The organism is Amycolatopsis regifaucium, from assembly GCF_001613935.1.
Taxonomy (GTDB): Bacteria; Actinomycetota; Actinomycetes; order Mycobacteriales; family Pseudonocardiaceae; genus Amycolatopsis; species Amycolatopsis regifaucium.
This window is the reverse complement of the sequence record NZ_LQCI01000012.1, coordinates 241180-263708: the sequence shown is the minus strand read 5'-3', so window position 1 is coordinate 263708 and position 22529 is coordinate 241180. Positions and strand designations below refer to the sequence as shown.

The 22529-nt window shown below is 68.8% G+C and carries 20 protein-coding genes; 7 read left to right on the top strand and 13 right to left on the bottom strand.

Going from position 1 to position 22529, the window contains the following annotated elements:
- Positions 1-4: 4 nt before the first annotated feature.
- The 3 genes from AVL48_RS15710 to AVL48_RS15700 are packed head-to-tail and all read right to left on the bottom strand — an operon-like array spanning position 5 to position 2810.
- Positions 5-811 (bottom strand): ATP-binding cassette domain-containing protein, encoded by an 807-nt coding sequence (locus AVL48_RS15710; RefSeq protein ID WP_061981827.1) that lies wholly within the window; start codon positions 809-811, stop codon positions 5-7.
- Positions 808-1797 carry an ABC transporter permease gene (locus AVL48_RS15705; RefSeq protein ID WP_061981826.1) on the bottom strand — a complete coding sequence of 330 codons (990 nt, stop codon included), beginning with the start codon at positions 1795-1797 and terminating at the stop codon, positions 808-810. The genes AVL48_RS15710 and AVL48_RS15705 overlap by 4 nt, the downstream gene beginning before the upstream one ends.
- Positions 1794-2810 carry a substrate-binding domain-containing protein gene (locus AVL48_RS15700; RefSeq protein ID WP_061981825.1) on the bottom strand — a complete coding sequence of 339 codons (1017 nt, stop codon included), beginning with the start codon at positions 2808-2810 and terminating at the stop codon, positions 1794-1796. Before AVL48_RS15700 ends, AVL48_RS15705 begins: the two co-directional genes overlap by 4 nt.
- A 115-nt stretch (positions 2811-2925) precedes the next feature.
- Here AVL48_RS15700 and AVL48_RS15695 point away from each other — a divergent pair, with 115 nt between their 5' ends.
- The 5 genes from AVL48_RS15695 (at position 2926) to AVL48_RS15680 (ending at position 7788) form a co-directional block, all read left to right on the top strand.
- Positions 2926-3960: a LacI family DNA-binding transcriptional regulator gene (locus tag AVL48_RS15695; RefSeq protein ID WP_061981824.1), complete on the top strand. Its 1035-nt coding sequence runs from the start codon at positions 2926-2928 to the stop codon at positions 3958-3960.
- Positions 3961-4048: 88 nt separating this feature from the next.
- Complete coding sequence (locus tag AVL48_RS15690; RefSeq protein WP_061981823.1) at positions 4049-4918, top strand: LacI family DNA-binding transcriptional regulator; 870 nt, start codon at positions 4049-4051, stop codon at positions 4916-4918.
- A gap of 47 nt (positions 4919-4965) precedes the next feature.
- Complete coding sequence (locus AVL48_RS15685) at positions 4966-5499, top strand: GNAT family N-acetyltransferase (protein WP_061981822.1); 534 nt, start codon at positions 4966-4968, stop codon at positions 5497-5499.
- A gap of 1009 nt (positions 5500-6508) precedes the next feature.
- Positions 6509-6676, top strand: a complete 168-nt coding sequence (locus AVL48_RS39040; RefSeq protein ID WP_156515768.1) for a hypothetical protein — start codon at positions 6509-6511, stop codon at positions 6674-6676.
- Entirely contained in the window at positions 6676-7788 is a 1113-nt protein-coding gene (locus AVL48_RS15680) for a hypothetical protein (RefSeq protein WP_061981821.1), read from the top strand. Before AVL48_RS39040 ends, AVL48_RS15680 begins: the two co-directional genes overlap by 1 nt.
- A gap of 156 nt (positions 7789-7944) precedes the next feature.
- On the opposite strand, the gene AVL48_RS15675 is transcribed toward AVL48_RS15680, so the two are convergent.
- Positions 7945-8961: a glycoside hydrolase family 76 protein gene (locus AVL48_RS15675; protein WP_061981820.1), complete on the bottom strand. Its 1017-nt coding sequence runs from the start codon at positions 8959-8961 to the stop codon at positions 7945-7947.
- A 73-nt stretch (positions 8962-9034) separates the two neighbouring features.
- On the opposite strand from AVL48_RS15675, the gene AVL48_RS15670 reads away from it, so the two are divergent.
- Positions 9035-11170 carry a molybdopterin-dependent oxidoreductase gene (locus AVL48_RS15670; protein WP_061981819.1) on the top strand — a complete coding sequence of 712 codons (2136 nt, stop codon included), beginning with the start codon at positions 9035-9037 and terminating at the stop codon, positions 11168-11170.
- Between the two features lie 70 nt (positions 11171-11240).
- Here the strand turns inward: AVL48_RS15670 and AVL48_RS15665 are convergent, their stop codons facing one another.
- From AVL48_RS15665 to AVL48_RS15635, 7 genes are all read right to left on the bottom strand, one after another.
- Positions 11241-11894 (bottom strand): TrmH family RNA methyltransferase, encoded by a 654-nt coding sequence (locus AVL48_RS15665; protein WP_061981999.1) that lies wholly within the window; start codon positions 11892-11894, stop codon positions 11241-11243.
- Between the two features lie 14 nt (positions 11895-11908).
- A complete protein-coding gene (locus AVL48_RS15660) occupies positions 11909-12301 on the bottom strand; it encodes a DUF2784 domain-containing protein (RefSeq protein ID WP_061981818.1) in 393 nt (130 codons plus the stop codon).
- Positions 12302-12419: 118 nt separating this feature from the next.
- Positions 12420-12983, bottom strand: coding sequence for an orotate phosphoribosyltransferase (gene pyrE, locus AVL48_RS15655; RefSeq protein WP_016338130.1), 564 nt, complete (start codon positions 12981-12983; stop codon positions 12420-12422).
- 58 nt (positions 12984-13041) lie between these two features.
- Positions 13042-15576, bottom strand: a complete 2535-nt coding sequence (locus AVL48_RS15650; protein WP_061981817.1) for an FtsX-like permease family protein — start codon at positions 15574-15576, stop codon at positions 13042-13044.
- Entirely contained in the window at positions 15576-16334 is a 759-nt protein-coding gene (locus tag AVL48_RS15645; RefSeq protein ID WP_061981816.1) for an ABC transporter ATP-binding protein, read from the bottom strand. Before AVL48_RS15645 ends, AVL48_RS15650 begins: the two co-directional genes overlap by 1 nt.
- An 84-nt stretch (positions 16335-16418) precedes the next feature.
- Entirely contained in the window at positions 16419-16925 is a 507-nt protein-coding gene (locus AVL48_RS15640; RefSeq protein ID WP_082857649.1) for a PepSY domain-containing protein, read from the bottom strand.
- A 58-nt stretch (positions 16926-16983) separates the two neighbouring features.
- Positions 16984-17751 (bottom strand): SDR family NAD(P)-dependent oxidoreductase, encoded by a 768-nt coding sequence (locus AVL48_RS15635; RefSeq protein WP_061981815.1) that lies wholly within the window; start codon positions 17749-17751, stop codon positions 16984-16986.
- A 115-nt stretch (positions 17752-17866) separates the two neighbouring features.
- Here AVL48_RS15635 and AVL48_RS15630 point away from each other — a divergent pair, with 115 nt between their 5' ends.
- The gene (locus AVL48_RS15630) at positions 17867-19000 is read left to right on the top strand and encodes a hypothetical protein (RefSeq protein ID WP_061981814.1); all 1134 of its coding nucleotides are present in this window, start codon (positions 17867-17869) and stop codon (positions 18998-19000) included.
- Here AVL48_RS15630 and AVL48_RS15625 read toward each other — a convergent pair.
- Positions 18997-19707: a type III secretion system chaperone family protein gene (locus AVL48_RS15625; protein WP_061981813.1), complete on the bottom strand. Its 711-nt coding sequence runs from the start codon at positions 19705-19707 to the stop codon at positions 18997-18999. The genes AVL48_RS15630 and AVL48_RS15625 overlap by 4 nt on opposite strands.
- Positions 19708-19911: 204 nt before the next feature.
- The gene (gene clpB, locus AVL48_RS15620) at positions 19912-22509 is read right to left on the bottom strand and encodes an ATP-dependent chaperone ClpB (RefSeq protein WP_061981812.1); all 2598 of its coding nucleotides are present in this window, start codon (positions 22507-22509) and stop codon (positions 19912-19914) included.
- Positions 22510-22529 lie beyond the last annotated feature (20 nt).

Sequence of the window (22529 nt, the reverse complement as noted above, 5' to 3'; positions counted from 1 at the left end):
CTCGCTACAACCCGGTGTGCACGGCCGAAGCGACCTCTTCGACCTCGCCGTTCTCGCCGATCTTCAACGCGCCCGTGAGCAGGCCGACGACCTGGTTCATCGTGTGCGTCTTCGGCGAGACGACCGCGACGCGCTTGCCGAGGCGGTGCACGTGGATGCGGTCGGCGATGTCGAACACATGCGGCATGTTGTGGCTGATCAGCACCACCGGCAGGCCGCGTTCGCGGATCCGGTTGATCAGGTCGAGCACCTTGCCGGATTCGGCGACGCCGAGCGCGGCGGTGGGCTCGTCCATGATCACCGCCTTGGTGCCGAACGCGGCCGCCCGCGCGACCGCGACACCCTGGCGCTGTCCGCCGGACAGCGTCTCCACCGGCTGGGCGATGGATTTGATGTTGATGCCGAGTTCGTCGAGGATCCGCTGCGCCTCGTCCCGCATGGCGGTCCGGTCCAGCTTCCGGAACACCTTGCCGAAGATGTCCTGACGCCGTTTTTCCCGGCCGAGGAACATGTTCGACGCGATGTCGAGAGCGGGTGCGACGGCGAGATCCTGATACACCGTCTCGATTCCGTAGTGGCGAGCGTCCAAAGGAGACTTGAAGTGGACGATCTCACCGTCCACTTTGATCTCACCGGCGTCCGGGATCACCGCACCCGAAAGGGCTTTGATGAGACTCGACTTGCCGGCGCCGTTGTCGCCGACGACGGCGAGCACCTCGCCGGGGAACAGTTCGAAGTCGGCGCCGTCGATGGCGGTGACCCGGCCGTAGCGTTTGACCAGTCCCTGTGCGGACAACGTCGGTGTCGTCATGACTGCTGCCTCCTCGCGAAACGGTCGACGCAGACGGCGCCGATGAGCAGGGCACCGGTGGCGACGTCCTGGTAGAGCGCGTCCACCCCGAGCTGGGTCAGCCCGGACCGCAGTACCGCGACGACCAGCGCGCCCATCATCGTGCCGAGTACGGAACCCCGGCCGCCGAAGAGGCTCGCGCCGCCGAGCACCACCGCGGTGATGGAGTCGAGGTTGCCGAGCTGGAACGCGTTCGGGTCGGCGTTCGGCACGCGGCCGAGCGCCTGCCAGGCGGCGATCCCGACGATCACCCCGGCGACGAGGTACACCGAAAGGATGGTGCGGTTGACCTTGATCCCGGACAGCCGCGCGGATTCCGGCGCGTTGCCGACCGCGTAGACGTGCTTGCCCCACGGCGTCCGCGTGAGCGCGTACCAAAGCCCCAGGTACATCAGCAAAGCCAGCGTCATGCCGTAGGTGATCGGAATGCCGCCGAACAGGTACCGGCGGGTGCCGAGCCACTTGAGCAGCTCGTCGGCGACCGGGACGGCCTGTCCGCTCGCGAACAGTTTCGCGGCCGCGGTGAGCACCGTCAGCAGACCGAGGGTGACGATGAACGGCGGCAATTTGATCCGGGTGACCAGGGAGCCGGTGACCGACCCGATCACCACCGTCGCCACAATTCCCAGCAGCAGCGCCCAAATCCCGGGGACGCCGCCGACGACGAGCTTCGCCATGATCAGCGTCGCGAGCACCATGGCGGCCGCGTTGGCCAGGTCGATCCCGGCGGTCAGGATGATCAGCGTCTGCCCGAGGGCGAGCGTGCCGACCACCAGGGACTGTTGCACCACAAGGGAAAGGTTGTCGAGATCGAGGAAGGTGTCGGTCGAAAGCGAGAACACCACGATCGCGACGAGCAGGGCGAGCGCCGGTCCGACGGCGGGCGCGCGCAGGAAGAACTCACCGATCGTCGGACGCTCGTTGCCTTTGAGGGTCACCGTGCTCATTTCGTCCCCCAGCAGTTCTCGAGGCCCCACTTGGTGTCCTGGCTTTCCACGCCGGGGATCGGCTTGTCCGTGATCACCGCGGATCCGGTGTTCACGAAGCCGCTCGGCTTCTTGCCGGTCTTGGCGTACTCGATGGCGGCGAGGACGCCCTGCTCCGCCATCTTTTTCGGGAACTGCATGACCGTGGCGGCGTACTGACCGTCGCGCACGTTCTTGACGCCTTCGCAGCCGCCGTCGATCGAGCCCATCACGATCTGGTTCACCAGGCCGCGGGCCTGGAGCGCGGCGTAGGTGCCGCGGCCCATCGGCTCGTTCATCGTGTAGACGGCGTTGATGTCGGTGGTCCGCTGCAGCAGGTTCTCCACCCCCTGCTGGGCAAGGCTCTGGTCACCGTTCGCCGGCGTCTTGCCCTTGATCTCCGGAGAGGCGTCGGTCAGCCCGATGCCCTTGAGGAACCCGGTGTGCCGCTGAGTGTCCACTGTGGATCCGGCGGTGCCGTCCACCATGAACAACTTCGGCGGCTTGCCCGCGAGCGCGGCCTTGACGTACGCGCCTTGCTGCCGTCCGGCCTCGAAGTTGTCCGTGGCGAAAGTGGCGTCGACGGCGGTGTCGGGTTCGGTCGCGGTGTCGAGCGCGATGACCAGCACCCCGGCCTTGCGGGCGCGGTCGATGGCGTCGAGGACACCGGTCGAGGAACTCGGCGTGATCAGGATGGTGTTCGCACCCTGCTGCATGAGGTTCTCGATGGCCCGGACCTGGCCGTCGTTGTCCCCGTCGAACTGGCCGGCGAGGGCGCTGAAGTCCGCGCCGTTCGCCTCGGCGGCGGCCTTCGCGGCCGCTCTCAACTCGACGAAGTAGGGGTTGGTGTCGGTCTTGGTGACCAGGCCGACCTTGGCCTTGCCACCACCACCGGTCTTCGACCCGCCACCCCAGTGGCGTTCGACCGTGCACCCGGCCGTGGTCACCGTGAGCGCGGCTGCCAGGGCTAGCGCTAAGAGACTGCGCTGTCTCATGGGGGATGCCCTTCCGATTCAAGGCTGTCGGCGATGAACGGGAAGGTAGACAGGGTTATGCTCACTCGCAAGCGTTTGCGCAAACGCTTGCAGCAGACCTGACCGAGGATTGGTAATGCCGCCGTCACGCTCCTCCCGTCCCACTCAACGCGACATCGCCGAGCTGGCGGGCGTCTCCATCACGACCGTTTCGCATGTGGTCAACGGGACCAGGGCGGTCGCCGAGGAGACCAAGGCCGCGGTGCTCCGCGCGATCGAGCAGACCGGCTACACCGGTGACGCGATCGCCCGCTCGCTGGTCACCGGCGGGACGCGGTCGATCGGCGTCGCGATCTCCCTGTTGGCGAACCCGTATTTCGCGGTGCTCATCCAGGCGATCGAGCGCGAAGCCGCGTCGGCGGGATACACGGTTCTGCTGGCCGACACGCACGACACCGTCGACACCGAACGTGAAACGGTGCGGACACTGCGTTCCCGCCGGGTCGACGGCCTGCTGATCACCCCCTCGCCCGGCGACGGTTCGGTGATCGGGGAACTCGTCTCGCTCGACGTCCCGACCGTGCTCATCGACCGGCTTTCCACGCGCACCGACGTCGACCAGGTCGGCGCGGAGAACATCCAATCGACGTCGGCGCTGACGGCGCATCTGGCGTCGCTCGGGCATCAGCGGATCGGCATGATCAGCGGTGCGGCCGGGCTGAGCACCAGCGAGGAGCGCATCCTCGGCTACCGGCTGGGACTCGGCCGTTCGGGGCGGACCTGGTCGGAGGAACTGGTCGCCTGCGGGCAGTCGTCGCGGGCGGGCGGGGCGCTGGCGTTGAGCACCCTGCTCGCGCTGCCGGAACCGCCGACGGCGCTGGTGGTCGGCAACGACAGCATGATGGTCGGGGTGCTGCACGAACTACGCCGCCGAGGCATGCGAGCCGGGATCGACCTGCCCGTCGTGGTCTACGACGACGTCGAGTGGGCCGACCTCGTCGATCCGCCGCTCACCACGATGGCTCAGCCGATCGAGGAGATCGGCACGCAGGCCGTCCGCTTGCTGCTGTCCCGGATCAACGACCCCGCACGCAAGGCCCAGACGCTCCGGATTCCGCCTACGCTCCGCCACCGTGCGTCCTGCGGCTGCGCGCACGTTCACTCACATTGATGATTGTTGGGAGACTTTCCGGTCTCGCGGCCGAGCAACGCTCCGTCAGCCGTTACCTTCATTCAAGCTCGGATGAAGGCGTGGATCGATGACGGCATTGTCCCCGGCGTTGCCCCTGTGGGAGGACACCCCGGTCACCCACCGGTTCGGGGTGGCCATGGCAATGCACGCGAACCCCTATTCGGGTGAGCTCATCCGCGCCATCCGCCGCGCCGGACGTCGTCACGGCTGCGAAATCACCCTCGCCGACACCGGCGACAGCGTCGCCAACGAGGCCGCGGTCATCCGCGAGCTGCGCGCGGACCGCGTCGACGGTGTCCTGCTGGTCCCGGCGGCCGGCGACGAGGCGGTGATCAACGGGCTGGTCCGGATGGGCGTGCCGACCGTCCTCGTCGACCGGATGGCCGGACGCAACGACGTCGACCAGGTCGGCTCCGAAAACATCCAGGCCGTCTGCGCGCTCGTGCGGCATCTCGCCGGGCTGCGGCACCGCAAGATCGGCTTCATCGCGGGCGAAGAAGGCATGACCACCCACGAGGAGCGCGCGCTAGGCTACCGGCTCGGCCTCGGCCGCTCCGGCATCCGGTGGACGTCGCAGCTGGTCGCGTGCGGGCGGTCAACCCCGGGCGGGGCGGCCGCCGCGACCGCGAAACTGCTCGACAGCTGGCCGTCGCCGACCGCGCTGGTGGTGGCGAGCGAGGCGATGATGATCGGCGTCCAGTACGAGGCGCACCGGCTCGGCATCCGGATCGGCCGCGACCTCGCGATCGTCGGCTACGGCGACATGGAGTGGGCCGGCCAGGTGACCCCGGCGGTGACCACGATGGCGCAGCCGATCGAGGAGATCGGGCGCAAGGCCGTCGAACTCCTGCTCGCCCGGATCACCGACCCTGAGCGACGACCCGAATCCGTACGGCTCGCGCCGCGCTTCATACACCGTCGGTCCTGCGGCTGCTGAGTCACAACCCGCTGGTCAGAACGCCGCCGCCGGGTGAAGATGGCGGAATGACCGAGCTGTGGACCGTGCACACCGCCGACCTCGACGCCGCCGTGCTGGAAGCGGCGCGCGCCCTGCTCGACGACGCCTTCGAGGGCGATTTCAGCGACGACGACTGGGAGAACTCCCTCGGCGGCATGCATACGCTGATCTGGGAGGGCGGCGAGCTGATCGGGCACGCGTCACTGGTCCAGCGACGGCTCGTGCACAACGGCCGGGTACTCCGGACGGGTTACGTCGAGGCGGTCGCCGTCCGCTCCGACCACCGGCGGCGCGGGCACGGCGCCGCGATGATGGACGCGCTGGAGCGGGTCCTGCGGAAGGCGTACGACCTCGGGGCGCTTTCGGCGTCCGAAGACGCACTGGAGTTCTACGAGTCGCGTGGCTGGCTGCTGTGGCGCGGTCCTTCGTCGGTCATGACGCCTTCGGGCGTGGAGGCGACGAAGGAGGACGACGGGTCGATCCACGTGCTGCCGGTGGGGGTCACCATGGACCTGGACGGGGAGATCACCTGCGACTGGCGCTCCGGCGACGTCTGGTGACCCCGCATTCAGTCCTCTAAATGCGAGGCCCGGGGACGAGCGGCGCCTCGCGAATGTCCATAGAGGACGATACTGCCGGTCGCCGAAACGCTCCTCCGCTGCCTAAGTAAGGAGCCCCACCAGGCAGGGCCTGCGCACGAGGAAGTCCGCCGCGCAGGCCCCTTTGGCCCTGCACTGGCTACTAGCCTTCGCGGCGGTCTGTCACCTTCGAGGTTTCCGCTTGCTCTCGGATCACTGATCGTCCTCGGACGGTCAGACCGGGGCGCGCCGTTGGTTCAACGTCGGCGGGCAACACCTCGTGCGGCGCCTGCTGGCGTTCGCCACCACGCGAAACCCCGGAGGGAGTCCCTCCGGGGTCCGGTTGGATGGCACCGCGCCAACGGTGATCCATCGCTACCCTTGGCTCGAGCCACAGCATTAGTTCGTGCCCAGGGTACCGGCCCTTCCGGACCGGTGAACACGACTTTACCCCTTGACGGGGGGTGAGCTCCGGGGAACGAGGACGGTTTTGGACAGCAGGTCACCGTGTCCAAAATCGACCGCGACGGCGCTCAACCTGGGTAAATACGACATCAGGCTGTCCTAAGCAGCGAGTTCACCCGCCACCGCGACAGCGTTTCACTATTCCTCGTCTCATGATCTTGGACACCGGGGACTCGCCGAGTAAGGCCGGTGTGACATCGATTTTGGACAGGAGTTCGAGGATCTATCGCACCTTCTTCTCGCCGTGATCTTCTTGCCAGGCATACGATGGGCCTGCCCTCACGAGGCGTGCCGCACGGCAGCGTGAGGGTTGTTCCGTTATTGGTGCGCCAACACCTGAGCGGAACAGGCTGGGATCACGAAGTCTCGAGCCACAGCACTTTCTGCCTAGCCGCCCACGGCACGCCGGGCGGCCCACATACTGCTCAGGGAGTTTCTTGTGACGTTGTCGTCTGTGCCGAGCGTGCCCGGCACTGCTGTTCCATACCGGCCGCCTGCGCACAGCGTCACGTGGCCACAGGTCACCATGACCCTCGGCGTGCTGTTCTTCACTGGATGGATGCTCACCCGTGGCTACGAGTGGTACCTGGCGCTTCTGATCGCCAGCTGTGCCGTTGTGGTCGGCACCGGCCTGATTTATGTCCCACGCGGTCTCATGCGCCTCGCCCGAGCGATCGACAGGCCGGATCAGTAATGGGAAAGCTGGATCACCAGAGGCCCGCCTTCGAAATGGTCCACGTCTCGCGGCCACGACCCTCCAGCCCACAGCGGGACCTGTTGCAGCAGGCGAAACAACAGATCGAAAAGGACGACCGGCTGAGCTGGCTCAAGCGCAGGCCGGCCGATCAGGCTCTCGACGTCGCGGCGATTTTCGTCCTGGCGGAGCGGACCGAGTTCGCGATGGACTACGACGTGATCCTGGAGATTGCGCAGATAGCGCTGCGGATCGGTGTCGACGACGGCGACCGGCGCGAGGGCGCTGGTGTTCTCGACGCGGCGGAACTACTGGTTGAGAACCCCGACGACGTGTCCAAGGTTGTCCAGCTGGCTATGAGTCGTGCTCGGCTCGGCCATGGGCAAATCGCGGCGAAGACCGGTATCAACCGTTCCCAGGTGTACAACCTCAGCAAACAGGATGGGGCGCTCCCTCGTGAACCCGACCAGCTGCTGAAGTGCTTGCACGCCTGCAAGATGCCGACGGTTCAGATCGACTTGGTGATCATGCAGTGGAGGCTGCTGCGGGAACGTCGACGGCTTGGGCTGTCGCTGGAGCTGCCTCGTTCCCCGATCCCGGCTCAGCGGCACGAGTCGTCCCTGCCGACCGTGCAGATCGGTGAGGATCGGGGCGCCGGGGAAGACCAGCCCGCGGAGCAGGAAGGCAGAGCAGATAACGCGCCGAGCGGTTTCCCGGAGCTTCCGCTGGTGGGAGCGCCGGTTGTCGCAGCGGAGTCCTCACGGGCACGGCAGCTGGCACTACGTCTCAAGGAGGGCGTCCGGGGACGGATCATGATGATCGCCATGCTGGTCATTTTGATCCTCATGCTGTTCCTGCTCGCCGCTGACGACTTATTGCCCAGCAATACCATGGTGGCCCTGCCGGTCTTCTCCATGGTGATCGCCGGCGGCAGCCTGTTCTCGACTTATGTCGTCATCCGCACCATGCGGCAGGAACGCGACGATCAGGCTGGAGCTGGGCGAGCTCGGCGGTCGAGTCTTTCCGAAATGGAGTTGTGCACCGACTACGACGAGCAGAAGGTGGCCGTCCACTCCACCGACGGCGTCTACAGGCCGCGCATGGCGGGCTAGTCCACCCAGCCCGATCTCGACAAGTAGACCGATGACGACGTAGAGGTCCAGTGTGCTCTTCACGCCGGGCCTCTACGTTTGCCACAGCTCACTCATCCTGACCGCGTTAGTCCTCTGGATGCGGTACTTGCACGCGCAACTACCGCATTCAGAGGACTAAACGCGGTGGTCCAGGGTGGCGGCGGCTTCGAGGAGCATCCAAGCGCTGATCTGGACGGACAGGTCGCGCTCGGGGGCGTCGGGGGCGAGAGGCAGCGAAGGCGCCGGAGTCGCCCAGTCTGCGCTGAAGAGCGGCCCCTGCGGTGTCGCGGCGGCTCCGTTCCAGCAGGCTTCAGCCGACCGGAGGACCAGATCGCGCGCGACCCCGCTCGGGAGCAGCGGCGCCGCGAGCGCCAGGTAGCGCGCCAGGATCCCGGCGAACAGGCCCCCGTCACCGCCTCCCTGTCCCCGGATCACCCCGTCCGGCGCGACGTGCGCCGCGACCGCGTGGATCGTGTGCTCCACCCTGTCCAGCTCGGACAGTTCGAGGCAGGCGCCGAGGTAAACCCCTTGGCAGTACGTGAAAATATGCTTGACCAGCTCCCCGGAATCGACCCGCACGCCGTCCCACACCAGTCCGGTTTCCGGATCGACGAGCCGCTCGGTCATCCAGTCGGTCAGGCCTCGCGCGTGCTGCGTCGCCCCTTCACGGGCATGGAAGATCGCGGCGGGGCCGTTCGCGGGCGCGTTCTTGAACTGGTCGCCGACGCGCCACCAGATGCCGCCGCCCGAGTCGTCGGTCCAGCCTTCGCGCAGCCGCGAACTGATCGCCTCCAGTCCGCCGCGGACGTCCAGGCCGAGATGGCCGACGCGTTGCAGCGCGAGGCCGAGCCAGGCGATGTCGTCGTAATAGTCGTTGATCCACTTGCCGAAGTTGCGCAGCCGCAGCGAGGCCACGAACCGGTCGATCAGCTTCAGCCGATCCGGTGAGGGATCCCGCAGTTGGGCGTCGACGAGGGTGTCCAGCAGATGCGCCTGCCACCAGTAGTTCCAATGCCAGTGGACGCGCTGCCCGGTCGAGGGCGGCCAGCCGCTGCGGCCCAGCACGGTCCCCGGCAGCCCCCACACCCGGCGCAGATGCCGGTCGCGGATCGCGCGCTCGGCGGTCGCGGCCCGGTCGGCAAGAGCGTTCATCGCGCCATCATCCCTTGCCCACTGACATACCGCTCAGTATGTTGGGACGATCCCCGATCCCGCGAGGTGCCTCATGACCACGGCGCATGTGACCTGCCCCCTGTGCGAAGCCACCTGCGGCCTGGAGGTGACGATCGACGAGAAGAGCCTGGTCACCCGGGTTCAGGGCGACCGCGAGGATGTCTTCTCCCACGGGTACATCTGCCCGAAGGGCGCCTCCCTCGGCGCGCTGCACCACGACCCGGACAGGCTCACCGCGCCGCTGGTCAAACGCGACGGCGAGTTCGTCGAGGTCACCTGGGACGAGGCCTTCGCCGAGATCGACAAGCGGCTCCGGCCGATCATCGAGGAGCACGGCAAGGACGCCGTCGCCGTCTACTCCGGCAATCCGACGGTGCACAACGCCGCACTCGTGCTCTATGGCCGCGTGTTCTTCAAAGCCTTGGGCACCAAGAACTTCTACACCGCGACCACGGTCGACCAGATGCCGAAGCACTTTTCGTCCGGGTATCTGTTCGGCGACCCGCAGACCATTCCCGTCGCCGACCTCGACCGCACCGAGCACCTGATCGTCCTCGGCGCGAACCCGTTGGTGTCCAACGGGAGCCTGATGACCGCGGCCGACATCCGCGGCAGGCTGCGCGGCATCCAGCGGCGGGGCGGCAAGATCGTCGTCCTCGATCCGCGTCGCACCCGGACGGCGCAGCTCGCCGACGAGCATCACGCGATCCGGCCCGGCACCGACGCGCTCTTCCTGTTCGCGCTGGTCAACGTGCTCTTCGCGGAGAACCGGGTCAGTCCCAGTGAGCACGTGAACGGCGTCGACGAGGTTCGCGCGCTCGCGGAGCCGTTCACCCCGGAGGCGGTCGCGCCCGCGACCGGCATCGACGCGGCCGAGATCCGCCGCATCGCGCTCGAGCTCGCCGACGCCGGACGCGCGGCGGTCTACGGCCGGATGGGGACGACGACGCAGTCGTACGGCACCATCGCGAGCTGGCTGGTCGACGTCGTCAACACGCTCACCGGCAACCTCGACCGCGAGGGCGGCATGATGTTCCCGCTACCCGCTCTCTGGCGGCCGCGCCGGTCCTCACCGTTCACCAGCGGCCGGTGGAAGAGCCGGGTGCGCGGCTATCCCGAGGTGCTCGGCGAGCTGCCGGTGGCCACGCTCGCGGACGAGATCGAGACGCCCGGCGCGGGTCAGGTCCGCGCGCTGGTGACCATCAGCGGCAACCCGGCGCTGAGCACGCCCAACTCCGCGCGGCTCACGGAAGCGTTGCGGCAGCTGGACTTCATGGTTTCCCTCGACGTGTATCTCAACGAGACCACCCGGCATGCCGACGTCATCCTGCCCGGCCCGTCACCGCTGGAGCGGCCGCACTACGACGTCGCGCTGTACGCGCTCGCCGTGCGCAACGTGGCGAACTGGACGCCTCAGCCGCTCGAAACGGACATGCCGCAGGAATGGGTGACGCTGCTGCGGATGGCCGGGATCGCCGCCGGTCAGGGTCCGGACGTCGACGTCACCGCGTTCGACACGATGGTCGCGGCCGAGACCGCCCGCCGCACCGGCGTCGACCTCGCGCTCGCGGAGGGGCGCACGGGCCCGGCGCGGATGATCGACCTGATGCTGCGCGGCGGACCGTACAGGCTGACACTGGCCGACCTCGAAGCCGCCCCGCACGGCATCGACCTCGGCGCGCTGAAGCCGCGGCTGCCCGAGGCGCTCGCCACGGCGAGCGGAAAGGTCGAACTGGCCCCGGACGCGATCACGAAGGACGTCCCTCGGCTGCGCGCGGAGCTGGACAAGGCGCCGGACGACGGGCTGCTGCTGATCGGGCGACGGCATTTGAGCTCGAACAATTCGTGGATGCACAACCTGACGCCGCTGGTGCGCGGCGGGAACCGGTGCACGGTGCAGGTACATCCGGACGACGCGTCACGGCTCGGACTGACCGACGGCGGGCTCGCATCGGTGACGTCGCGGTCGGGGAAGCTCGAAGCTCCGGTGGAGGTCACGCCCGACGTCCGGCCCGGCGTGGTGAGCATGCCGCACGGCTGGGGGCACGACCTCGGCGGCACGCGCACGGCTGTCGCGTCCGCGCACGCCGGGGTCAACTCGAATCTGGTCGCCGACGAGACCCTTCTCGATGTCCCCTCCGGGACGGCCGTGCTCAACGGGATCCCGGTGGACGTCGCCCCGGTCTAGAACGCGTTTCGTCCTCTGAATGCGGTAGTTGCATGCGCAAGGACCGCGTTCAGAGGACGAAACGCGGGAATCACCAGGCCTGGGTGAGGTCGGCGTGCTGCCGGACCCAGGCGTGCATGACGATCCCGGCGGCGACGCCGGCGTTGATCGAGCGCGTCGTGCCGAACTGTGCGATCGAGACGACCAGCGACGCCGTCTTCTGTGCCTCGGCCGACAGCCCTGGGCCTTCCTGGCCGAACAGCAGGACGCACTCGCGCGGCAGTTCCGCGGTCTCGACGGGCTGTGAGCCGGGAGTGTTGTCGACGGCGACCACGGTGAGCCCTTCCTCGGCGGCGAAGGTCAGCAGTCCGGAGACGTCCTCGTGGTGGTGAAGGTGCTGGTAACGGTCGGTCACCATGGCGCCGCGCCGGTTCCAGCGCCGCCGTCCGACGATGTGCACGGCGGCCGCGGCGAACGCGTTCGCCGTTCGGACCACGGTGCCGATGTTGTGGTCGTGCTGGAAGTTCTCGATCGCGACGTGGAACGGGTGCCGCCGTGCGTCCACATCGGACACGATGGCCTCGCGCCGCCAGTAGCGGTACGGGTCGACGACGTTGCGGCGGTCACCTCCTGCCAGGAGCTCGGGGTCGTACCGCTCGTCCGTCGGCCAGTCGCCCTCCCACGGGCCGACGCCGACCTCTTCCCGCGCCACCCATTCGGTGGGGCCGACCTCTTCAAGACTCACCTGGTGATTGTCACTCAACCCATGCTGACGCGGTGCGCCGGTGCGTCGCCGTCGTGGTCGCGGTGCCGCCAGCGCTGGACCGTGCCGACGTAGGAGATGATCACCGTCGCCATCGCGATCACGACGATCAACGGCAGGGACGAGCGCGGGAACACCGTGTCGTAGAGGTAGTAGGCGTTGAACCCGCCGGGCAGATCGCCGAGGCCCTGTTGATGGCGGAAGTAGTTCTCCGCGGCTGTCAGCGGACAGGGCCACGGGAAGACGTTGACGAGGATCCCCCATGCGGCGAAGAACACATGCACGAAGATCACCTTCGGCCACCGCCACGCGAGAAAACCACCGAATCCGATGAACACCAGCGCGAAAATATGCACCGCGACTGTCACGTTCGCCAGAAAACCCGCCACCTCAAGCCCCCTTTCGCTCCCCTACCTGCGACGTTACCCCTCTCGTATCGAGAAACGCTCACAAAAAAACGGGGCACCCTCCGTTCGCACGGAGGATGCCCCGTTCGGGAGCTTTTAGTCAGGACAGACCGAGATCGTCCTTGTTCAGAATGTAACGGTATTCGAGGCCTTCCTTCTCGATGGCCTCGCGCGCTCCGGTGTCCCTGTCGACGACCGTCGCGACGCCGACCACGTTCGCGCCTGCTTCGCGCAGGGCCTCGACGGCGGTGAGCACGCTGCCGCCAGTGGTCGAGGTGTCCTCGACGGCCAGCACGCGCTGTCCGAGCACCTCGACGCCTTCGATCCGGCGCTGCATGCCGTGCTCCTTGACCGCCTTGCGGACCACGAACGCGTCGAGGACGACGCCGTCGGTGGCCGCGGAGTGCAGCATGGCGAGCGCCACCGGGTCCGCGCCGAGGGTCAGGCCGCCGGCGGCGACGTAGTCCCAGTCGTGCGTGAGCTGGCGGAGCAGCTTCCCGATGAGCGGTGCGGCCGCGTGATGCAGCGTCGCCCGCCGAAGATCGATGTAGTAGTCGGCTTCCTTGCCGGAAGACAACGTCACCTTGCCGTGCACGACGGCCAATTCGCCGACGAGCCTTGCCAGTTCGAGTTTCGCCGCTTGATCAACCCCGGGGTACGCCACGGCCGAGAGTCTTACACATGGCTCGGCGGGCGCCCCCGGGGTGTTTGCCCCAGTGTGTTCAGTCACTGCCGGTCGTCGCGGCGTCCACGGGCTGTCCTCGGGTCGCCGCCCAGGCCGGGACCAAGGTCGCCGCCAGCGCGAGCGCCGCGGCGATCCCGATGATGGACAGGTAGATCAGCGGGGACCCCATCGGCAGCAGGGAATCGGCCGCCACCAGGCAGAACGGGACGATCGCGCCCGCCGAGACGACCGTGCCGAGCACGATTCCGATCACCGCGACCAGCCCACCTTCGAAACCGGCCATCCGCAGGACCTGCGCCCTGGTCGAGCCGGTGAGCCGCTGGAGGCCGAACTCGCGGCGCCGCCGCATCGTCGCCATCACCAGCGTGTTGGCCACCGAAATCACCGTGTAGGCGATGATCATCCCGACCATCAGGTAGTTCACCCACGCACCGACGGCCTGGTCCTTCGCGTGTGCCGCGACGAGCGCGTCCCGGTCGCCGACGGTCACCGGTTGCCCGGCCGTCGCCTCGCGAAGGCGTTCGGTCAACGTCACGGAATCGACGCCCGGAGCCGCGCGGACCAGCATCTGCGGGGCGAGCCCGGCGGTGGTGTGCGGGGCCAGGAGATCGGCCGGGAGCAGCAAGCTCTCGAAACCGGGGCGCTGGCTGGTCACCGCGACCACCTTGACCTCGACCGGCGTACCGTCGCCGAGCCTCAGGCTCAGCGTGTCGCCGATACCGCGGCCGAAGTCCTTGGCGAAGACGTCGGGGAGTGCGACGCTCCTGCCGGTCAACGACTTCAGGTCGCCCTGGGTCACCTTTGTGTCCGTGGTCGCACCGGCACCGGAGGCGGTGAGGCCGATCGCCGGACGTCCATCGTCAGAACGCTCGTACGGCTTCTCGACGAACACATTGGTCGTCACGTACTCGGACGCTCCGGCCACCCCGGGCACGGTCTGGATCCGCTGGACCAGGTCCGGCGAGAGCCCGCCGGCGACCGAGCCGAGCACGGCGTCGGCGCGGACGTCTTCGGTGAACGCCTGGTTCGCCAGCTCCTGCTGGGTGGTCTGCAGGTAGATGTTCGCGGTCGCGATGCCGACGGCGAGCATGATCGGGGTGACCGCACCGGCCGCGCGGACGATCCCGGCACGGGTGTTGAGCACGGCGAGCCGTCCGTCGATGCCGCCGAGGAGACGCATCGGCCACTGCAGGATCGCCGTCATCACCTTCGCGACGCCGGGGGTGATCATCGCGACGCCGAGCGCCCACAGGATCACGGCGGGTCCGGCGGTGCTGGCCGCGATCGGGCCGGTCATCACCGCGACGGTCACGATGGCCAAGGCGAGGCCACCGCCGAAACAGAGGACGGCGAGCACGACCCGCATCGGCGTCAGCCAGCGGCGGGTGACCGAGGCCTCGGCGAGCGCCTCGGTCGGCCGGATCTTGCCTGCCCGGCGGCCCGCCACGAAGGCGGCGATGAAGACCGCGAGCATCGCGGTGCCCGCGCCGACGACGGCGGGCAGCCAGCCCTGGTAGAACCGGAGAACCTCGGGTACGACACCGTTTTCGACGAGTTGCCCGAACAGCCATTCACCGAGCAAGGGGCCGAAGGCGGCGGCGAGCGCGGTGGCGAGCAGGCCGACGGCCAGTGCCTCGCCGAGCACCATGCGCCGCAGCTGACGCGGGGTCGTGCCGATCGCCCGCATCAACGCGAGTTCGCGCGAACGCTGCTGGGTCGACAAGCTCAGCGTGCCGGCGACCACGAACATCGCGACCATCACCGAAAGCCCGCCGGACACCGCGGCGATGACAATGAGGTTGGACCCGCTCGATTCGGCCTCGGGGAACTCCGCGACACCGCGGTCGATCCCGCTCAGGACGGTCGCCCCGGCCGCGGCCTTGGCGACGTCCGCCCGCACCGTCTCGATGTCGGCGCCCGGCTCGGTGAAGACGCCGATGACGTCGGCCTTGCCCGGATATCCGGAGAGCCGCGCGGCGTCCGCGGCGGAGAAGAACACGGCGGACCGCGTGATCGAACGCGGCGCGGTGGCCACACCGGCGACCCGGAACGGTTCGGTCTCACCATGTGCGGCGACGTCGACGCGGTCGCCGGGCTTCAGCCCGGACGTCGGCTCGACGACGACCTCGCCCGCCTTGGGCGCGGCACCCGCTGTCAACGCGTACGGCGTCAACGCGGCGGAATCCCAAGCGTGGCCGAGCGCCCGCTGACCGCCCGCGGCGAGCGGGAAGCTCACTTCACCGACGACGTCCGAGACGCCGGGAACGGAACGCAGCCGCGAGACGAGACCGTCGTCGAGGCGGACCCGTTCCGGGAGCCGCACGGTCTCGAACTTCTCGTCGTCGTCGGCATCGAGCGTGGCCGGGTCCTTCTTCGGCAGTTCGAAGGTCTGGCCGCCGGTGACGAGGATCGGCGCGGCCGCGAGTCGCTGCGGTTCCGCGTTGCCGCGAATCCCGGTCTCCATCAGGCCACCGCAGGAGGCGACGATCAACGCGCCGAAGAAGACGGCGACGAAGGTTCCGATGAACCCGCCCTTGCGCAGGCGCAGGGTCCGGAAGGCGAGACGCAGCATCACGCACCTGCCCGGACGCGGCTGCCCCAAGCACCGAGGTGGGTCATGCGCTCCGCGACGACGTCCGCGGTCGGCGCGTGCAGTTCGTCCGCGATCCGGCCGTCGGCGAGGAAGATGACGCGGTCGGCGTAGGAGGCGGCCATCGGGTCGTGGGTCACCATGATCACGGTCTGGCCGGTCGTCCGGACCGAATCGCGCAGGAGACCGAGGACTTCGGCGGCGGTACGCGTGTCGAGGGCGCCGGTCGGCTCGTCGGCGAAGACCACCGCGGGCCGGGTGACCAGTGCCCGCGCGATCGCGACGCGCTGTGCCTGCCCGCCGGAAAGTTCGCCGGGAAGGTGCTTGCGGCGGCCGGAAAGCCCGACGCGGCCGAGCATTTCTTCGACGACGCGGCGGTCCGGCTTGGCACCGGCGAGTTGCTGCGGAAGGGTGACGTTCTGCTCGACGGTCAGCGCCGGGAGCAGGTTGAAGGCCTGGAAGATGAAGCCGACCCGGTCGCGGCGCAGCTTCGTCAGCTTCGTCTCGCTCATTCCGGCCAGCTCCTGCCCGTCGAGCACGACGGACCCCGACGTCGGCCGGTCCAGCCCGGCCGCGCAGTGCAGGAAGGTGCTCTTACCCGAGCCCGAGGGGCCCATCACCGCGGTGAAACCGCCGCGCGGGAACGCGAGCGTCACCCCGTCCAGGGCGATGACGCCCTTGCCGTACTCCTTGCGGACGCCGTCGAGCCGGACCGCGTCACCGTTCCACCCAGTGTTCATGGGGAAAACACTAGGAATCCCAGGTCGGCCGCACCCTGGGGCGAGCGTGCGTCTCCGCGGTGGGGCAGGCCCTACCTCATCGGCTCAGCGGGCCTCGCCGGTCTTGGCGTCCACATTGACCTCGTGCTCGACGCCCTTGCCGTCGCGAAGCCCGATCTCCCAGATCAGGGCGCCGTCGGCGGCGTAGTCGATCTCCATCTCGTCGAGCTCACCCGGCTGGCGCTGCTGCGCGGCCTGCAGCGCCTTGACCGCGTCGACTCCCGCCTGTTCGATCTTCGGCAGGTCGTCGCTCGGTTTGGCGGTCTGCTGCTTGCCGAGGACCTGACCGCCGTCCCGGCTCACGCGCACCTTGTGTTCCTGCCCGTGCGACGCCACCTTGATCTCCCAACCCTCGTTCGAGGGCTCCACGTCGAACACCCGCCCGTCGGGCACCGCGCCGGCCGCCGTTCGGATCGCGTTCACCGGCTTTCCCTTGCCTTGCTCCGTCGCTGTGGGCGACAGGGAGTTCGGCGGCGGGGTGTTGGGCTCTTCGGTGGAACAAGCGGCCGACACCAGCACCAACGCGCCGACCATCAGGCGTGCTGACTTCATGATCCGTACCTACCCGCCGGGCGAGGCCCCCAACCGCCGAATACACCGATGGCGTGACTCAGGTACGACCCTTGCCACCGAAACCGCCGCCGAGTTTGCGCACCACCGCCCTCGGCAGCAGTCCGCCGACCGCGACGAGCGCCTTGTACTGCAGGCTCGGCACCGAGATCACCTTGCCGCGGCGCAGATCCGCGAGCGCCTCGGCCACGACCTGCTCGACGCCGAGCCAGAACGCCTTCGGCCCCGGCCGGTCCAGCCCCGCCCGCTCGTGGAACTCCGTGGCGGTGAACCCGGGACAGAGCGCCATCATGCGGACGCCCTGCGGCAGCGAGGCCGCGATGCCCTCGGTGAACGACGTGACCCAGTTCTTGCTGGCCGTGTATGTCGAACCGCGGCCGCTGAAGAAACCCGCGACCGAGCTGACGTTGATGATCGCGCCCTCGCCGCGGTCGATCATCGCGGGCAGCGCGGCGCGGGTGAGCCGCAGGACCGCGGTGACGTTGACGTCGAGCTGACGTTGCAGCGCGTCCGGCGGAATGGTCCAGAAATCGCCGTTGAGGCCGAATCCCGCGTTGTTGACCAGTAGGTCGACGGGATCTTCCGCCAGCCGGGCCTCGACGAGTCCGCGTCCGTCCACTTCGGACAGATCGGCCGGGAGGACGACGACGTCGACACCGTGTGCCTCGACCAGTTCCGCGGCGAAGGCCTCCAACCTGTCGACGTCGCGCGCGACGAGCACGAGGTCGTACGCCTCGGCGGCGAGCCTGCGCGCGAACTGCGCGCCGATGCCGGCGGTGGCGCCGGTGATCAGTGCGGTTTGTGTCATACCGCGAACCTACTCTCCAGTCGGGTGCGCTCTCGTCGAGCGACGAGCGGTGGACGTCACGCTCAGTGGGGGCCTGACGTGCGACGACCCCGGTCGGGAAGTATCGTCCCGGCCCATGGGGAAGCACAGCAGGCGCAAGCCGAGCTATCTGCCCAAGGTCGCGGCCGGTGCCGCGCCGCTGGCGTTGTTGCTCGCCGGCCCGGCGACCTCGCTCGCCGCCCAGACCGACCCGGCGATCCCACTACCGCTCGACCACCAGCGGGAAGGCACCCTCGATCGCGGTGCCGGCGTCACCAGCGAAGGGGACACGTCCGTCCTTCGCGGCTTCGTGAACAGCACCGAGCGGGACGTCTACCGCAAGGACCTCGGTGACGCGAAGGTCGTCGCGGATGTCCGCCGGTCGGTGAGCGAGAACGTCGAGACCCGTGACGGTGTCACCGTCCGGCCGGACAACGTCGGCGTGCTCACCGCCTCGAAGACCACGCAGGGCGTCACGCAAGGCCAGCGGAACACGATGAAGCTCGACCCCTACGGCGGTGCCGTGGCCGGGAACGAAACCAACCTCGGACGAAGCGACGAGCGGCTGACCGAGGCCGCCGTCGATCCGCGCTCCGACACGCCTTCCCTGATCGCCGAAGACGGCCGGGCGATCGATGCGTCCGAGGGGACCTACCACGCGGTCCGCCCACTGTCCGGCTTCGGCGTGATCAACGAGACCCAACAGCACGCGGGCGGCGAATTCGGCCGGGCCGCGCGGCTCGACGGCGGCTTCTCGGGCGACCTCGGCGGGCTGCTGGAGGCAGGCCGCTCTTCGGGCCACGCCGTCGATCTCGGCAACCTCGCGACCGTCGGGGCGACCTCGGCGCAGCACGGCGACGGCCGGTTCGACGGCGTCCTTCCCCTGGATGCCCGCTCAGGCGCCGGCTTCGGTCAGGAACACGCTTTCGGCGGCACCGCCGGTCCGATGAGCGGGCTGGTGACCACCGGACAGGACGCGGATCTGGCGCGGCAAGGCGGCGGGCTGACCGGCACCGGCGCGAACACGATCAACGGCGACCTCGGCATCATCGAGGTCGCGCAAGTCCACGGGAGCACGTCGACGTCGGTCCACGGGCTCCTGCCGACCGTCGATCCCGCCGAGGCCGGGCGCGTGACGCAGTCCGGGACGCTCGACCTCACGGTGTTCGACCGGCCGGCACACCTCGGCGTCACCGCCGACGCGCTGCCACTGGAGCTCAGGCGGTCCTAGCTCTTGGGCTCGACGTCGTCGGCGGCCTCGGCCTGCCAGTGACGGCCGGGGGTCGGGGTGTTGTTGTACTCCTCGTCGAACGGGTCGACGATGTCGGCGATCTCGCCGAGATCGCGCAGCAGCCGCTCGAGCCGCGACGGCCCGGCGTTCGGGGCGACGCTCGCGAGCACCCATTCGTTCTCCAGCCACGCCACGCCGACGTCGCCACCGAGCGAATCGGCCGCGTCGACAAGTTCCTGCGTGATCACCTTGCGGGCGCCCTCGGAGTCGTCCGCGAAGGCGTAGCGCTGGCCGATCGGGCCGAGCATCTCGGGCATGTCCTGGCGCTGGAACGGCACGCTGGACAGCCACATCTCCAGCGGCACTTCGTGCACGCGGTTGCAGCGCACGGCGATGACGACCGCCGGGATCTGGCCCTCGGTCTCGATGTCGAAGATGAAAACGGGACGCCTGCCGTCGGAGGTGAAGGTGGACCCGGCCACGACGTTGACCGCGGCCTGGGCGCCGAAGTACCCGATGGCGCCACCGGACCACTGCCGCGGCAGCCGGTCGTCCTCCTCGACGAACTGCCAGCCGCGCAACTCGGCCCAGCGCATTCGCTCGCGATTGCGCGAGCCCTCCTTCGCCCGGTCGGCCGCGAGCAGCCCCAGCCCCGCCACCAAGGCGACGGCGGCGACGACGAACCAGATCCACGCCGGAATACCCACGACCGTCAGGGTATCCCCCTGCGCTCACCGGAAGTGATCGCCGGGCGCCGTGTCGCGCCACCCCTTTTCGGTGGCGCACCGAAAGAGTCACCGAAAGGTCGACAAATCGCTGTGTCGCCAACGCAATGAAGGGGCCTTTCATCGCAAATTTTGCGATGAAAGGCCCCTTCATCTCATCGGGCGGTCATCAGCGACCGCCCCGCGTCACTCCACCCGGGTGACCGTCAACGCGTCCGACGCCTCCTCGGCCGGGATGTCCACCCGCACCGTGTCGCCGTCCCGGATCTCACCGGCCAGCAACTGTTTCGCCAGCTTGTCGCCGATCGCCGACTGCACCAGCCGCCGCAACGGCCGCGCGCCGTAGATCGGGTCGAAACCGTTCAGCGCGAGCCACTCGCGTGCTCCGACGGTGACGTCCAGCGTCAGGCGGCGCCGCGACAGCCGGGAGGCGAGCCGTGCGATCTGGATGTCCACAATGGACGTCAGCTCGTCGGTGCCGAGCGCGTGGAAGACGACGATGTCGTCCAGCCGGTTCAGGAACTCCGGTTTGAACTGCCGCTGCACGACCGCCATCACCGCGTCGTTGCGCTGCCGCTCGTCGAGCGTCGGGTCCGCGATGGCCTGCGAGCCGAGGTTCGAGGTCAGCACCAGGATCGTGTTGCGGAAGTCCACCGTGCGGCCCTGGCCGTCGGTGAGCCGCCCGTCGTCGAGCACCTGCAGGAGCACGTCGAACACGTCCGGGTGAGCCTTCTCGACCTCGTCCAGCAGCACCACCGAATACGGCCGCCTGCGCACGGACTCGGTCAACTGACCGCCCTGGTCGTAGCCGACATAACCCGGAGGCGCCCCGACCAGGCGGGCCACCGAATGCTTCTCGGCGTACTCACTCATGTCGATCCGCAGCATCGCGCGCTCGTCGTCGAACAGGAACTCCGCCAGCGCCTTCGCCAGCTCGGTCTTGCCGACGCCGGTGGGGCCGAGGAACAGGAACGAACCGGTCGGCCGGTCGGGGTCCGCGACGCCTGCCCTGGTGCGGCGCACCGCGTCCGAGACGACCTGCACGGCCTCCTTCTGCCCGACGACCCGCTTGCCGAGCTCCTCCTCCATCCGGAGCAGTTTGCCCGTCTCGCCCTCCAGCAGCCGTCCCGCCGGGATGCCGGTCCACGCGCTGACCACGTCCGCGACGTCGTCCGCGCCGACCTCCTCCTTCAGCATGACGTTCTGCTGGCTGACCTCGCTGGCGGCCGTCGCGGCCTCGAACTCCTTCTCCAGCGCGGGGATCCGGCCGTAGCGGAGTTCGGCGGCCTTGCCGAGGTCGCCGTCGCGTTCGGCGCGTTCGGACTCGCCGCGCAGCTGCTCCAGCTGCCCCTTGAGTTCGCGGACACGCTCGATCGAGCCCTTCTCGTTCTGCCAGCGCGCGGTCAGCGCCGTCAGCGTCTCCCGCTTCTCGGCCAGTTCCGAGCGCAGCACGGCGAGCCGCTCCTTGGAGGCGACATCGTCCTCTTTGGACAATGCCATCTCCTCGATCTCCATCCGCCGCACGGCGCGTTCGACCTCGTCGATCTCGACCGGCCGCGAGTCGATCTCCATGCGGAGCTTCGACGCGGCCTCGTCGACCAGGTCGATCGCCTTGTCCGGCAGGAACCGGGCGGTGATGTAGCGGTCGGACAGTGTCGCGGCGGCCACCAGCGCGGCGTCGGTGATGCGCACCCCGTGGTGCACCTCGTACCGCTCCTTGAGCCCGCGCAGGATACCGATGGTGTCCTCCGTGGACGGTTCGCCGACCAGCACCTGCTGGAAGCGCCGCTCCAGCGCGGCGTCCTTCTCGATGTGCTGGCGGTACTCGTCGAGTGTGGTCGCGCCGACCATCCGCAGCTCACCGCGGGCGAGCATCGGCTTGATCATGTTGCCCGCGTCCATCGCGCCCTCGCCGGTCGCGCCCGCGCCGACGATCGTGTGCAGCTCGTCGATGAAGGTGACGACCTCGCCCGCGGAGTCGGTGATCTCCTTGAGCACGGCCTTCAGCCGCTCTTCGAACTCGCCGCGGAACTTGGCGCCCGCGACCATCGAACCGAGGTCCAGCGCCACGACCCGCTTGCCGCGCAGCGACTCCGGCACGTCACCGGCGATGATGCGCTGGGCGAGCCCCTCGACGATGGCCGTCTTGCCGACGCCGGGCTCACCGATCAGCACCGGGTTGTTCTTCGTGCGGCGCGAGAGCACCTGCACCACACGGCGGATCTCGGTGTCGCGGCCGATCACCGGGTCCAGCTCGCCGGCGCGGGCCCGTTCGGTCAGGTCGACGCCGTACTTCTCCAGCGCCTTGAACGTGCTCTCCGGATCCGCGCTGGTGATCCGCGCGGAACCGCGGACCTTGGCGAACGCGTCACGCAACGCGTCCGGGGTGGCGCCGTGCCGGTTGAGCAGGTCGGCGACCGGGCCGCCCTCGGTGGCGAGACCGACGAGGAGGTGCTCCGTCGAGACGTACTCGTCGCCGAGTTCGGTCGCGAGCTTCTGCGCGTGCGTCAGCGCCTTGACCGCGTGCGTGTCGAACTGCGGGCTCGACACGGTGGCGCCGGTCGCCGACGGCAGCGCCGCGATCAGCGGCTCCAGCTCCTTGTGCACCTGCGCCGGGTCGGCCCCGACCGCGGTCAGCAGCGGTGCGGTGAGTCCCTCACCCTGCGCCAGCAGCGCGCCGAGCAGATGCGCGGCCGCCACATGCGGGTTGCCCGCCATCGTGGCCGCCTGCGCCGCCGACGAGATCGCCTGCTGGGTCTTCGTGGTCGGGTTGAAAGCGTCCATCCCTCACCTCGTACTAGGTC

Bases quoted from the DNA above. Each gene is read 5' to 3' on its own strand.
- AVL48_RS15710 (WP_061981827.1), bottom strand. From the start codon at position 811: ATGACGACACCGACGTTGTCCGCACAGGGACTGGTCAAACGCTACGGC.
- AVL48_RS15700 (WP_061981825.1), bottom strand. From the start codon at position 2,810: ATGAGACAGCGCAGTCTCTTAGCGCTAGCCCTGGCAGCCGCGCTCACG.
- AVL48_RS15680 (WP_061981821.1), top strand. From the start codon at position 6,676: ATGGGAAAGCTGGATCACCAGAGGCCCGCCTTCGAAATGGTCCACGTC.
- AVL48_RS15635 (WP_061981815.1), bottom strand. From the start codon at position 17,751: ATGACACAAACCGCACTGATCACCGGCGCCACCGCCGGCATCGGCGCG.
- clpB (WP_061981812.1), bottom strand. From the start codon at position 22,509: ATGGACGCTTTCAACCCGACCACGAAGACCCAGCAGGCGATCTCGTCG.
- AVL48_RS15690 (WP_061981823.1), top strand. From the start codon at position 4,049: ATGACGGCATTGTCCCCGGCGTTGCCCCTGTGGGAGGACACCCCGGTC.
- AVL48_RS15645 (WP_061981816.1), bottom strand. From the start codon at position 16,334: ATGAACACTGGGTGGAACGGTGACGCGGTCCGGCTCGACGGCGTCCGC.
- AVL48_RS15695 (WP_061981824.1), top strand. From the start codon at position 2,926: ATGCCGCCGTCACGCTCCTCCCGTCCCACTCAACGCGACATCGCCGAG.
- AVL48_RS15705 (WP_061981826.1), bottom strand. From the start codon at position 1,797: ATGAGCACGGTGACCCTCAAAGGCAACGAGCGTCCGACGATCGGTGAG.
- AVL48_RS15650 (WP_061981817.1), bottom strand. From the start codon at position 15,576: ATGCTGCGTCTCGCCTTCCGGACCCTGCGCCTGCGCAAGGGCGGGTTC.
- AVL48_RS15675 (WP_061981820.1), bottom strand. From the start codon at position 8,961: ATGAACGCTCTTGCCGACCGGGCCGCGACCGCCGAGCGCGCGATCCGC.
- AVL48_RS15670 (WP_061981819.1), top strand. From the start codon at position 9,035: ATGACCACGGCGCATGTGACCTGCCCCCTGTGCGAAGCCACCTGCGGC.
- AVL48_RS15630 (WP_061981814.1), top strand. From the start codon at position 17,867: ATGGGGAAGCACAGCAGGCGCAAGCCGAGCTATCTGCCCAAGGTCGCG.
- AVL48_RS15640 (WP_082857649.1), bottom strand. From the start codon at position 16,925: ATGAAGTCAGCACGCCTGATGGTCGGCGCGTTGGTGCTGGTGTCGGCC.
- AVL48_RS15685 (WP_061981822.1), top strand. From the start codon at position 4,966: ATGACCGAGCTGTGGACCGTGCACACCGCCGACCTCGACGCCGCCGTG.
- AVL48_RS39040 (WP_156515768.1), top strand. From the start codon at position 6,509: ATGACCCTCGGCGTGCTGTTCTTCACTGGATGGATGCTCACCCGTGGC.